At 64.5% G+C, this 12,164-nt stretch carries 10 protein-coding genes and 1 pseudogene; 1 reads left to right on the forward strand and 10 read right to left on the reverse strand.

Going from position 1 to position 12,164, the window contains the following annotated elements:
- The 3 genes and pseudogenes from ACZLZY_RS23610 to ACZLZY_RS23620 all read right to left on the reverse strand — a co-directional run.
- A pseudogene (locus ACZLZY_RS23610) lies at positions 1–273 on the reverse strand (hypothetical protein); the annotation flags it as partial.
- A 541-nt stretch (positions 274–814) separates the two neighbouring features.
- A complete protein-coding gene (locus tag ACZLZY_RS23615; RefSeq protein WP_472936433.1) occupies positions 815–2,968 on the reverse strand; it encodes a xanthine dehydrogenase family protein molybdopterin-binding subunit in 2,154 nt (717 codons plus the stop codon).
- 9 nt (positions 2,969–2,977) lie between these two features.
- Positions 2,978–3,427 carry a (2Fe-2S)-binding protein gene (locus ACZLZY_RS23620; RefSeq protein ID WP_472936434.1) on the reverse strand — a complete coding sequence of 150 codons (450 nt, stop codon included), beginning with the start codon at positions 3,425–3,427 and terminating at the stop codon, positions 2,978–2,980.
- 681 nt (positions 3,428–4,108) lie between these two features.
- Between ACZLZY_RS23620 and ACZLZY_RS23625 the strand changes: the two genes are divergently transcribed.
- A complete protein-coding gene (locus ACZLZY_RS23625) occupies positions 4,109–4,327 on the forward strand; it encodes a hypothetical protein (RefSeq protein ID WP_496253604.1) in 219 nt (72 codons plus the stop codon).
- 186 nt (positions 4,328–4,513) lie between these two features.
- On the opposite strand, the gene ACZLZY_RS23630 is transcribed toward ACZLZY_RS23625, so the two are convergent.
- The 7 genes from ACZLZY_RS23630 to ACZLZY_RS23660 form a co-directional block, all read right to left on the reverse strand.
- On the reverse strand, positions 4,514–6,100 hold the full coding sequence (locus ACZLZY_RS23630; protein ID WP_472936436.1) for a GMC family oxidoreductase: 1,587 nt from the start codon (positions 6,098–6,100) through the stop codon (positions 4,514–4,516).
- 31 nt (positions 6,101–6,131) lie between these two features.
- Positions 6,132–6,884: a 2-dehydro-3-deoxy-D-gluconate 5-dehydrogenase KduD gene (kduD, locus tag ACZLZY_RS23635; RefSeq protein WP_472936437.1), complete on the reverse strand. Its 753-nt coding sequence runs from the start codon at positions 6,882–6,884 to the stop codon at positions 6,132–6,134.
- Positions 6,881–7,717, reverse strand: a complete 837-nt coding sequence (gene kduI, locus ACZLZY_RS23640) for a 5-dehydro-4-deoxy-D-glucuronate isomerase (RefSeq protein ID WP_472936438.1) — start codon at positions 7,715–7,717, stop codon at positions 6,881–6,883. The genes kduD and kduI overlap by 4 nt, the downstream gene beginning before the upstream one ends.
- A 132-nt stretch (positions 7,718–7,849) precedes the next feature.
- The gene (locus ACZLZY_RS23645; RefSeq protein WP_472936439.1) at positions 7,850–8,836 is read right to left on the reverse strand and encodes an aldo/keto reductase; all 987 of its coding nucleotides are present in this window, start codon (positions 8,834–8,836) and stop codon (positions 7,850–7,852) included.
- Between the two features lie 201 nt (positions 8,837–9,037).
- Positions 9,038–9,781: a FadR/GntR family transcriptional regulator gene (locus ACZLZY_RS23650; protein WP_472936440.1), complete on the reverse strand. Its 744-nt coding sequence runs from the start codon at positions 9,779–9,781 to the stop codon at positions 9,038–9,040.
- A 72-nt stretch (positions 9,782–9,853) separates the two neighbouring features.
- Positions 9,854–10,645, reverse strand: a complete 792-nt coding sequence (locus ACZLZY_RS23655) for a FadR/GntR family transcriptional regulator (RefSeq protein WP_472936441.1) — start codon at positions 10,643–10,645, stop codon at positions 9,854–9,856.
- A gap of 2 nt (positions 10,646–10,647) precedes the next feature.
- Positions 10,648–12,072 carry an FAD-binding oxidoreductase gene (locus tag ACZLZY_RS23660; RefSeq protein WP_472936442.1) on the reverse strand — a complete coding sequence of 475 codons (1,425 nt, stop codon included), beginning with the start codon at positions 12,070–12,072 and terminating at the stop codon, positions 10,648–10,650.
- Between the last annotated feature and the right edge of the window lie 92 nt (positions 12,073–12,164).

Consider the following 12,164-nt stretch of genomic DNA (forward strand, 5'->3'; position numbering starts at 1 on the left):
GAAAGCTGCCATGACAGCAAAGCCGTTGGCGACCACTCCGGCAAGAACAAGCCATGCGGAATAGATCGTCCAGGCCGCGTCGGCAGTGCCAAGATAGGCGAGATCGGCGACAAAACTTGCGATGAGACAGGTGCCGGCCGTCGCGGCCAGCACCATTCGCGAGGGATAGCCGGTAACGTCGAGGCGCTGCGTGGCTGTCGATATGCTCATCGGATCGGGATCACATCTGTCTACGGATTGGAATTTCTGTGCCGCAAATGCGACCGCACGCAACCGAGTTCCGTAGAACGGTTCGCTACGGTTAAGGCCCTATGAACGCTGCGGACGGCGGCGTCTCTTTGCCGGCTTCGTACTGCAGAATGTGGCCATCAGCCAAAGCTGGATGGTGTCTGTCTCCACCGCTCAGATTTGAGGGGTGTCGCATGCATACGAATTTGTATGGTGTAGGGGCCGACCCGCTGGGAAAGGACCCGGGGCCGGCCTGGAAGCGCCGAGTTTGCACTCCCGACGCTCCATCCCTCAATTCGAGAATCGTCGCGGCCAGCTTTGCCCAAGGGGGCCCTTTCGTTAGCTTCTAGCGCGCCGGCCGGCCACTTTCTTCCGCCGCTATGCAACCCATCGAGTCCTGTCGGTCCGTCATCCAAGTCAGATCAAGGACAGTTTCGCATCAATGCGAACCCGGCCGGATTTTCGATTAAAAATTTTTGATCATTCAGATCACCCAGACCCTGACCTCGCGAAAACGAACATGAGTCCCCACGGCATGGCCGCGGGGTCACATGACGCATGCTCGAGCTTCCTGCGAGCTGCTAGTTCAAGCGGCCACCTTCCCGAATGGAAGCCGCCTCAACCTCTTTTCCGAAGCGGCGAAGATCGCGTTGCCGAGGGCCGGGGCGGCGATGGCAGTGCCCGCTTCGCCTACACCCCCGGGCAGTTCAGTGCTGCTGACCATATGGACCTCGATCTTCGGAACCTCGTCGATCCTGAGGACTCTATACGTGTCGAAATTGCTCTGATCCACGGCACCGTCGGTCAGAGTTATCTCGTTGTACATGGCAGCACCCAGCCCGAAGATGAGACCGCCCTCCATCTGCGCGCGAACCGTATCCGGGTTGACGACCATGCCGCAATCGAGGGCGATCACCCCTCGCCGCAATACGACATCGCCTGATGCAGGAACCTCGACCTCCATGACGCATGCGAGAAAGCTCCCGAACGCGAACTGCACCGCGATGCCGCGGCCCACACCGGGAGGAAGCGGTTCGCCCCATCCCGCCTTCGAAGCGGCAAGCTCCATCACGGCCAGCGCTCTCGGATTCTTGCCGAGCATCCCACGCCTGAACGCGACCGGGTCCTGTTTCGTGGCCGAAGCCATCTCGTCGACGAAGCTTTCGACGACGAAGACGTTGTGACTGGGTCCGACGCCTCGCCACCAGCTGGTATTCAGTCCTTCGGTTTCATGACGGACGTAGTCGGCAGACACCGCCTGCTCTTCGTAGGGCGTCTCGGCCGCGCAGTCGACGGCGTCGATGTCTAGGCCGTCCTTGAACGCGGCGGGGGCCCAACGCGCATATAGCGAGGCACCGGTGACGCGATGGGTGCGGCCGACGAGCTTGCCCGTAGCATCGAGCCCGGCAGCGACGCGGTCGTAGTAGTACGGCCTGTAGTAGTCGTGCCGCATATCCTCCTCGCGGGTCCAGACGAGCTTCACGGGATAGGAAACCTGCTTCGCGATCGAAGCAGCAATGGCGATGCTGTCGATCTCGAGACGTCGCCCGAAGGCGCCACCCATCAGCATGTTGTTCACTATCACTTTCTCGACCGGAAGACCGGTGGCCTCGGCAACGGCCTTCTGTGCGCGTACGGGAACCTGCGTTCCAACCCAGATCTCGGCGCTATCCTTCTGAATGTGCAGCGTGCAGTTCAGGGGTTCCAGCGAAGAGTGGGACAGGAACGGCAGCTGGTAGGTTTCCGAAAGCTTCGTCGCCGCGCCAGCAATCGCCCCTTCCGCATCTCCAGTCTTGCGGGCGGAGACTCCCGGAGATCTCGAGGCGACTTCCATCGATGCCACGACGGCCTCTACCGTAAGACCTGCATTCGGGCCGGCATCCCATTCGATCGAAAGCGCATCCAGGCCCTGCTTAGCGGCCCACATGTGATCGCCGATCACGGCGACCGCCTCGTCGCCGACGCGAACGATATCACGTACGCCGGCGATCTTGCGTGCAGCCGCCTCGTCCATGCGGACGAATCTGCCACCTTTGACCGGAACCAGGGCGAGAGTCCCGAACCGCATATCGGGCAGCCGCACGTCGATTCCGAACGTAGCGGTCCCGTTCACTTTCGAAGGCGTGTCGATGCGTTTCGCACTGGTACCAATAAGCTTGAAGTCGCCAGGCAGTTTCAAGACGACCTTCTCAGGTATCGCCTGTCCCGCCGCATCGCCGGCCAGCTCCCCGTATCCAAGGGAACGTCCGGTCGCATCGTGGTGGACCACGCCCAGTGCCGCACGACAACTGGACGGATCGACTTCCCATTTGTGCGCCGCCGCCGCTATCAGCATCATGCGTGCCGCGGCACCGGCCTCGCGAAGGCGGACCCAGTCGGCTCGTGTCGAGGTCGATCCGCCGGTGGCCTGATCGTAGAGGATCGGATCCATGTACTTGGCGAGATCGGGCGGGGCGGACTGCACGGACACCTGGTCGAGCCCGACCTCCAGCTCCTCTGCCACCAGCATGGCCCCTGAGGTGTATACGCCCTGCCCCGACTCCGTATGCGGCATGATCAGCGTGATCACGCCGTCCCTGCCGATCTGGACGAAGGCGTTAGGAAAGAAGTTCTCGGCCGACCCCGCCGCAGAGAGTTCGGCTCGGGCAAGCCCGGGCATTCTGATAGCGAGAAGCATTCCTCCTCCGGAAAGCAGACTTGCTTTCAGGAGGCTCCGGCGAGAAATCTTTTCCTGTCCCATCGATCTCTCCTAAGCTGCAGCGTGGTGGATGGCTTCGCGGATTCGGACGTAGGTCCCGCAGCGGCACAGATTGCCCGCCATCGCGGCGTCGATGTCCTCATCCGTCGGCTTGGGTGTCTGATCCAGAAGAGCCGTCGCGGACATGATCTGCCCGGACTGGCAGTATCCGCACTGGACGACCTCGCTGTTCAGCCAGGCCTGCTGGATCTTGCCGCCGTTCGGCGTCTGCCCGACGGCCTCGATCGTCATGACGGGTTGATCATCGAGAGAGCCTACCGGGGTGATGCACGAGCGGACGGCAGTACCGCCTACATGCACCGTGCAGGCGCCGCATTGAGCAATGCCGCAACCGTACTTCGTTCCCGTCATTCCCAGGACGTCTCTCAGGACCCACAGAAGAGGCATGTCCTCCGGAACATCCAACTGATGGCTGTTTCCGTTCACGCTGATGTTAATCATCGGTTCTCCTCTCCGAAGCGACACCTTCGTGCCCGCCCGTCTGCGGGGGCAGGCGGTGATCCGGATCAAAGAGTATCCGCGTACGTCCACTGCGATCTATGGCCTGCGGTTCGGAACACTTCGGACACCCACGTCCGCAACGAGGGCTGAGAAATCCGGATTCGTCGGGGTCGATTGCCGTTTAAGCCCAAGCGGTTGTGATCGGAGTCTTGATCAAGGAAGGCCGGCAGCTCGGAGTTTCGTCGTCGGCGGCCAGCATTCTTCGCACGGCTGGAGACAAGCTTCGCCGTCCGGCTGTTCCATCGCATCACACGAAGCATTGCACTGGCGAAGCGGGGTATCCTTATCGATCGCGAACCGCTCTTCCTCCTCGTGCCGGGCGTACACGCGCCTTCTTCTTCCGAGGGGAGTTCTCCGCGGACATGCTTGTCGGCAAGCCGCTGATCGCGTCGGCCGCACACGTGGCCGAGCTCCGCGAGGCGAGAGGCGACCATCTTGCCCGCAACGGCAGCGACCTGCGGATCAGGCTGGAGACGAGGCTCAAGCAGACGAACGTCAGCATCGGCGCTGAGGTCAACCCCGACGCAGTTCGGGACTACCCGGCGGCAGTCGGAACTGCACGGAGGATTAGGCAGAGGCACGTGGAGCGCGGAATTCGAGACCTATCCAGTTCGATCACCCATGCTTCAGCGCCTCGACCGTGAAAAGCAGCAGCATGAGGCCAGTCTGCGTAGGTTGAAGATTCGGCGCTGCGCCGACCAGAACAAATACATCGAGGACGACGAAGCCGTGCATGACTTGTGTCGAAGGGCTTTCTATCGCAACCGGATAAAACTCTCCGACCGACTTTCCCGGCACGATCTTAGCCGGACGGCCGAACCACTCCGCTTCGCCGACTGACGTCGCTCGGCCCGCGACCGCGTCGGACGAATAAGTCCGAGAACCGGACCTTCGTTCGCCGACGAGACACGAACGGACAACTTCGAGGTCGGCAGAATTCCGTGGCTGCCTAGAAATCCGACCCACCGGCGCGCACGGACACCCGGTCTGTATCAGACGGGTACCTCGACCTTCGATACCGGGTCATCAGATGCGATTGCCTCGGACCAGATCGCCGGCTTTCTCGCCGATCATGATCGTCGCGGCATTGGTGTTCGAACCGACGAGGCTCGGCATGATCGAGCTGTCTGCGACCCGCAGACCCTCGATCCCGCGCACCCTGAGCTCGGGATCGACTACCGCGTCGGCGCCGATGCCCATCCGGCAAGTGCCGACCGGATGGTAGGAGGTGCGGCCGTACTGCCGGGCATAGGCTTCGAACTCGGCCTGAGAGCGTACGCTCTTGCCAGGGAAATGCTCCTGCCGGACATACCGGCCGAGCGAAGGCTGGTGCATCACCTCGCGGGTGATCTTCACCCCCTCGACGGAGACGCGCAGATCATCGGGATCCGCAAGGAAATTCGGGTCGATCACCGGCTGCCGGCGGATGTCGGCACTGGCAAGACGTACGCTACCCCGGGCCTTCGGCCGCAGCGTGTAGGAATTGACGGTAACGCCCGCGCCGGCGATCTGCGGCACGCCGGCCTCGACGCCGGCACCCACCAGGAAATGGAACTGCAGGTCGGGCGCCATCTCGCAGTCCCGACCGGAGTTCCAGAAGGCGCCGCCCTCGACGATGTTCGAAGCCACCGGCCCCTTGCGGAACAGTGCGTATTCGAGGCCCGCCCAGGCTCGCCAGTGCGGCCGCCTGTACTTGTCGTAGCTGTGGTCTCCATTCAGCTCGTAGACGAGATCGATTCCGTAATGGTCCTGAAGGTTTCGGCCGACACCCGGCAGGTCGTGCACGACGGCAACATCCACAGCCTGAAGCTCGTCCGCCGGACCGATGCCGGACAGCAGCAGCAGCTTCGGGCTGCCGATCGCCCCGGCGGCGACGATCACTTCCCGCTCGCATCGAAGAATGACCGCCCGTCCCCCCTCGGTGATCTCGATGCCGACTGCGCGGCCTTTCTCGACCACGATCCGCAACACTTCCACGCCGGTGCGCAGGACAAGATTCGACCGTTGCAGCGCACCCTTGAGATAGCCGACCGCCGTCGAGGAGCGGCGGCCGTTCCGCGTGGTGGTCTGGTAGGCGCCCGTGCCGGCCTGCCGGGGCCCGTTGAAGTCCGGATTGTAGGGCATGCCGAACTCCTGGCAGGCTTGGACGAAAGCGCGGGTCAGCCTGTGCGGCGGCACGCTGGAAACGCCGAGCGGCCCGCCGATGCCGTGCCAGTCGCCGGCATGCGTGTCGTTGTCCTCCATGCGGACGAAGAGGCGCTGGATTTCGGCGAACGACCATCCGTGGCAGCCATGCTCGTTCGCCCAGGAGTCGTAGTCGGCCGGCGCGCCACGGGTGAAGACCTGGGCGTTGATCGAGCTGCCGCCGCCCAGCACCTTGCCCTGCGCATAGGGAATCTCGCGGTCCATCGCGTGCTTCTGCGGCGCCGTCTTCAGCCCCCAAGTCAGCGGGCCCGCCGTCATCTTGGCGAAGCCGACGGGCATGTGGATATAGGGGTTCGTATCCTTCGGCCCGGCCTCGATCAGCAGCACGGAATTGTCCGGATCCTCGCTCAGCCTTGCAGCGAGGACGCAGCCTGCCGCCCCTGCCCCAACGATGATGTAATCGACCATGCTGCCGCCTCTTCCCTGATGCCGAGGCGCGTCAGCGCGCCAGCCAGCCGCCATCTACCGGCAGGACGATGCCGTTGACGTAGTCCGAGGCGGACGAAGCGAGGAACACCGCCGCGCCGCCGATATCGCCCGGCTCGCCCCATCGCCCGGCCGGGATCCGCTCGAGGATCTGCCGGCTGCGGTTCTCATCCTCGCGCAGCGCCGTGGTGTTGTTGGTGACGAAATAGCCCGGCGCGATGGCGTTGACATTGACGCCTTTCGCCGACCACTCGCAGGCGAGCAGCCGCGTCACGCCGGCAAGCCCGCTCTTCGAGGCGGTGTAGGCCGGAATCCGGATGCCGCCCTGGAAGGAGAGCAGCGAGGCGATGTTGATCACCTTGCCGTATCCCCGCGCCAGCATCGGCCGGGCGAAGGCCTGCGTCAGGAAGAAGCCGGTCTTCAGATTGGTGTCGATGACGGCGTCCCAGTCGGCCTCGCTGTAGTCGACGGCATCGGCGCGCCGCACGATGCCTGCATTGTTGACGAGGATATCGACGGACCCCGCCTCGGTCGCCTCTGCAAAGACGCTCGCGATGAGCGCCGTCGAGGAGAGGTCCGCCTCGATGGAACGGAAGGCGGCACCTAGCGTCCGAACCATCGCGCCGGTCTCGGCCGGGTCGGAGCGACCGACGGCGATAATGCCGGCGCCCGCTTCGGCCAGCGCCACAGCGATTGCTTGGCCGAGCCCGGTATTGGCGCCGGTGATCAGGGCGGTCCTGCCGGACAGGTCGAAGGGGCCGCTCACCGCAGCTGGTCCATCGCCACCTGGTCCATGTCGACATAGTCCATGTTGTCGCCGCCCATGCCCCAGATGAAGGCATAGGCTGAGGTGCCGACGCCGGAGTGGATCGACCAGTTCGGCGAGAGGATCGCCTGTTCGTTGGTGACGATGAGGTGCCGCGTCTCGTCCGGCTCGCCCATCAGGTGGACGATGCGCTGATCCGCCGGCAGGCCGAAGTAGAAATATGCTTCCGAGCGCCGGTCGTGGGTGTGCGTCGGCATGGTGTTCCACACGTTGCCGGGTTCCAGTTCCGTCAAGCCCATCACCAGCTGGCACGAGTCGCAAACCCCCGGCAGGATGTACTGCGAGACGTTTCGCTTGTTGGCGGTTTTCGGCTCGCCCGGGCTGAACTGTCGGGCATCCGCAGGCCGGATCAGTCTGGTCGGATGCGAGGCATGCGCCGGCGTGCTGAGAAGGTAGAATTTAGCCGGATCCACTGCATCGACGCTCTCGAACACGATCTCGCCGCCGCCCATGCCGGCATATAGGCAGTCGCGTAGGCCGAGGTCGAAGCTTTCCGTTCCAACCTTCACACGCCCCGGGCCACCGAGACTGAAAATGCCGATCTCGCGCCGGGCGAGGAAGCTCGCTTGGCCGACGGGCTTGGGCGCCTCGAGTTGCAGCGGCGCCGTGGTCGGCAGGGCTCCGCCGACGATCATGCGGTCGAGATGCGAATAGGTTAGCCGGATCTCGCCAGCGACGAAGACATCCTCGATCAGGAAATGCCGGCGCAGTTCCTCGGCGTCGTAGTGGCGCACGTCATCGGGGTGCGCAGCCTGACGAATGTCTATCGACATGAATTTCCTCCCGAAGTTGTCCCGGCGCTTTCGGCGCTCGTTCTTGCCGGCCGAAGGACGGCCGTCTTTCTCGGCAGCAGGCCGCAACAGCGGCAGCAGGCAGACAACGACCCGATGCCGACGCTGCCCCAGCTACCACCGCTGGTGCACGAAAGGTTTGATATCGGTGTCGTAGATCGACGCGAGCTCGGCCATCGTCCGGTCGCTCAGTTCATGCGATTCCGACGCCGCCGCATTCGCGACCGCCTGCTCGGCATTGCGCGCCCCGGGTATCACCACGGTGATAGCCTGGTTCATCAGGATCCAGCGCAAAGCGAACTGCGCCATGGTGGCGCTCCCGCCGACAAGCGGCCGGATTTGCTCCACCGCCGCGAGCCCCTTCTCGTAGGGCACGCCGGAAAAGGTCTCGCCGACATCGAAGGCTTCGCCGTTTCGGTTGAACTGGCGGTGGTCGCTGTCCTCGAAACGTGTGTCGGCGCGGAACTTGCCGGACAGCATGCCGCTTGCAAGCGGCACTCGGGCGATGACGCCGACACCGCGCTCCGCAGCCAATTGCAGGAACTGCTCGGCCGGGCGCTGACGCATGATGTTGTAGATGATCTGGACGCTGACGACGCCCGGATATTCCAGCGCTTTCAGCCCTTCCTCGACCCGCTCGACGCTGACGCCGTAGTTCCGGATCTTGCCGGCGGCAACGAGGTCGTCGAGCCGCTCGAAGACCTCCGGATGGTAGTAGAGATCGGTCGGCGGACAGTGGAGCTGAACGAGATCGAGGACATCGGCCTTCAGATTCTTCAGGCTGCGGTCGACATAGGCCGACAGGTTTTCGGCGGAGTAGCCGGCGACGGTCTGCTCCGGCAGGCGCCGTCCGGCCTTGGTGGCGATGAACGGGCGTTCGCCGCCACGGGCATCGACGACCTCGGCGATCAGCTGCTCGGACCGGCCGTCGCCATAGACGTCGGCAGTATCGATGAAAGACATGCCGGCATCTAGGGCGGCATGCAGCGCCGCCTTCGCGTCGTCGGCGTCGACGTGCCCCCAGCTGGCGCCGATCGCCCAGGCGCCGAAACCGATCTCGCTGACGCTGCGGCCGATCCGCCCGAAAGTTCTGGTCTTCATGCTGTCTCCTCCCGATCCCGACCGATGCGGCATCGTCTTACATGGTCGCATTCGCCTGGAACGTGGCGCCTTACTGCGATCAGAGCTATCAGCTGACCTGTTGTATGACAACCATTAAACCATCAGGAAGGACCCATCATGGACCTTGCCGCCGGCTGCCGTGTTGCGGGAACAGCCAGGTCGCAGACGGCTACGATCGTCCTAGCCCGCCGGCGTCGCGAGTTTGCGATATAGCTTCAGCGCCCTGTCCAGGTGCAGCCGCACGGCTTTCCGGGCTGCGCAGGCATCACGCCCCTCGATCGCCGTGAAGATCGAACGGTGTTCCCTTGCAAGACGGCGCAGGTATTGGGCGCGTTCGCCGACTGCCATTCCGTCCAGCCGAAGCTTCTGTCGCGGAATGATCAGGCCGCCGAAAACCTCGAGGATTTCGGGAAAATAGGGATTGTGCGTGGCCACCAGCATGGCACGGTGAAAGGCGAAGTCGTGCTCTGCTCCTTCGCTCAGCCTTTCACTGTCTGCTTCCAGTGCATCGAGCGAATCGGCGAGTGCCGCCAGATCCTCGTCGGTGCGACGTTCGGCGGCGAAAGCGGCTGCCTCGACCTCTATGCTGAGACGCAACTCCAGAACGCGCAGGACTTCCAGAACATCGTCCTGATCCGATGTCGGCTGGGTCAGCGTGAAGGACGGCACTGTTACCGGTGGCTCTGCGACGAAGGCACCCAGACCCTGCCGGGTGTAGATCAGTCCCTTTGCCCGAAGCGAGGCCAGCGCCTCGCGCACGACGGTGCGGCTGACCCCGGTCGACTCGACGATCGCCTGTTCGGTCGGCAGCTTCTGGCCGGGCGCGAGCTCGCCGGCCTCGATCTGCATCTGCAAGGTCCGGGTGAGGTTGCCGGCAAGGTTCAGGTTCTGGCGGACGGGAAGGAAGGAAAGCGGTTCTGACATGGGCTGAAAGCATTCCTCTTTCGCGCCGAACACGCAAGACAGGCCTTCCGCGCTGCACGATTTCCGAAATCGTCAGTGCTGAGGGCGGGAGCCGGGACCTTCAAGCCAGCCACGTGGAAGCTCGCCGGACGCTCCAGCCTCCGCGGCGGCTTCGGCCTGCCCAGGGATCAGGCCGAGCCGCCCGGCCGCCTCCCTGAGATGCGTGCGCATCGCTTCCTGCGCGGCAGCCGCATCGCCCCCGACGATGGAGTCGAGTATGCGCCGGTGCTCGTCGAGGGTCAGCCGGGCGAGCACGTCGGAGTCCCGGTCCTGGCCCGATGCGAGAATGCTCTCCCGAACCTTCTCGGAGACGAAGACGAGCACCTGAGCGATATAGTCGTTCCGGGTCGCGGCCGCGATGGCGGTGTGGAAGTCGAGGTCCATGCGGAGCCAGACGACACCGCCATACGGAGCCTCCGCCATCGCGTCCAGCTTTGCATGGAGCGCGACGACATCGCTCTCCTGGCGCCGGAGCGCGGCAAGTCCTGCCGCCTCCACTTCGAGAATGCCGCGCAGCTCGAACAGGCCGCGAAACACCTTCGCGCTCGGCGAGCCTGCGAGCTCGATGGTCAGCGCCGCCGCCGGGATTTCCGCGACGAAAGCGCCGAGGCCCTGCTGCGAGCGGATGCGACCTTCCGATCGAAGGCGGGCGATCGCCTCCCGCACGACGTTGCGGCTGACGCCGAAGGTCGTTGCCAGCGACTGTTCCGTCGGAAGCTGGTCGCCGGGCTTCAGCCTGCCCTGGGCGATCTCGCGGGCGATCGAACTGGCGACGAGGGTCGACAGATGCGGTCCCCGCGTGACCTTGTCGAGCTTCAAAGCCACCGTCAGTCCTTCGATTGCGCCGGCAGGATCCGGCCGGCGCTGAGCAGCGCCAAGGGGTCGAGCATATGCTTCAGCTTCCGCTGCAAGTCGAGCGTCACCGGATCGACGCGATCGAGATAGGCCTGCTGCTTGACCCGGCCGATGCCGTGCTCGGCGCTGATGCTGCCGCCCAGCCGGTCGACGACGGAGAAGATGACGTCTTCCGCGGCATGGAACAGCGCCGCCCGCTCCTCCGGCGTGACGCTCTCCGGCGGAATGACGTTGATGTGCAGGTTGCCGTCGCCGACATGCCCGTAGGCGACGGTCTGCACTTCCGGAAACTGTGAGGCCGTCGCCGGCAGCACGGCGGAGAGAAGCTCGGCGATACATGAGATGGGGACCGAGACGTCGGTCCGGTAATAGGGCCGTCCATGGCCCTGGTGCTCGACCATCAGTTCCCGATAGCTCCAGAGCTTCGACGATTGCGCCCGGCTTTCGGCCAGCACCCCGTCCGTGACGAGATCGGCCGCGTCCTCGAGGCAGGCCTCCAGTATCTGACGGAGATCCACCGACCCGCTGGCCGCCAGTTCCATCAACACGTAGACCGGAAAGGGCGATCCGAGGGGCTCCGCGAGGCCAGCACCGATCGCGACCTCGATGCCGTCGCGCAGGATCAGCTCGAATGCGGACAGGAGATCGCTGCAGGATCGGCGTGCCCTGGCGTAGAAGGCCATTGCCGCCTCGACGGAGGGAAGGCCGACCAGCGCCGTCTCGACCTGGCTCGGCCGCGGAAACAGTTTCAACGCCGCCGCGGTGACAATGCCGAGCGTGCCCTCGCTGCCGATGAAGATCTGCTTCAGGTCCGGCCCGCGATTGTCCTTGCGCAGCGTGCGCAGCCCGTTCCAGACCCGCCCGTCCGGCAGCGCCACTTCGAGGCCAAGCACGAGATCGCGAGTCATGCCATAGCGCAGCACGTTGAAGCCGCCGGCATTGGTCGCGACATTGCCGCCGATCCGGCAGGAGCCCTGCGCCCCGAACGTGATCGGGAGCAGGCAGTCGGCAGCTTCCGCCGCGGCCTTGGCGGTCTCGAGAACGCAGCCCGCCTCGACGATCATCGCGTAGTCGAGCGGACTGACGGAGCGGACCGCAGTCATCCGGTCCAGGCTAACGACGAGTTCGCGTCGCCCCGGCGCGGCGACGGCGGCGCCGACGAGACCGGTCAGGCCGCCTTGGGGCACCACCTGCAGACGACGCTCGGCACAGAGGCCGAGGATCGCCGCCACGCTCGCCACGTTCCTGGGCCTGGCTACGGCGAAGGGCATGCCCTGGTGGTCTCCCGACCAGTCCCGGCTGTAGGCGGCGAGGTCCTCCGGCTGGTGCAGCAGATCGGCCGCAGGCAGCAACGCCTGCAGTGCGGCTAGGTCGGCGGGTAGCGGGTCGTGCATCATGCGACAGTTCCGGACATAGACTGGACAGGCAGCAGGTTGGTCATGTTATCATACAACCGTCGTACAGGATAACAAAGGTGCCTTCGTTCTGG

The sequence above is a fragment of the Mesocryomonas lacus genome (assembly GCF_055730135.2).

Coding starts and splice junctions, on each gene's coding strand:
- ACZLZY_RS23645 (WP_472936439.1), bottom strand. CDS start 8,836: ATGAAGACCAGAACTTTCGGGCGGATCGGCCGCAGCGTCAGCGAGATC.
- ACZLZY_RS23620 (WP_472936434.1), bottom strand. CDS start 3,427: ATGATTAACATCAGCGTGAACGGAAACAGCCATCAGTTGGATGTTCCG.
- ACZLZY_RS23615 (WP_472936433.1), bottom strand. CDS start 2,968: ATGGGACAGGAAAAGATTTCTCGCCGGAGCCTCCTGAAAGCAAGTCTG.
- ACZLZY_RS23650 (WP_472936440.1), bottom strand. CDS start 9,781: ATGTCAGAACCGCTTTCCTTCCTTCCCGTCCGCCAGAACCTGAACCTT.
- kduI (WP_472936438.1), bottom strand. CDS start 7,717: ATGTCGATAGACATTCGTCAGGCTGCGCACCCCGATGACGTGCGCCAC.
- ACZLZY_RS23625 (WP_496253604.1), top strand. CDS start 4,109: ATGCTTCAGCGCCTCGACCGTGAAAAGCAGCAGCATGAGGCCAGTCTG.
- ACZLZY_RS23630 (WP_472936436.1), bottom strand. CDS start 6,100: ATGGTCGATTACATCATCGTTGGGGCAGGGGCGGCAGGCTGCGTCCTC.
- ACZLZY_RS23660 (WP_472936442.1), bottom strand. CDS start 12,072: ATGATGCACGACCCGCTACCCGCCGACCTAGCCGCACTGCAGGCGTTG.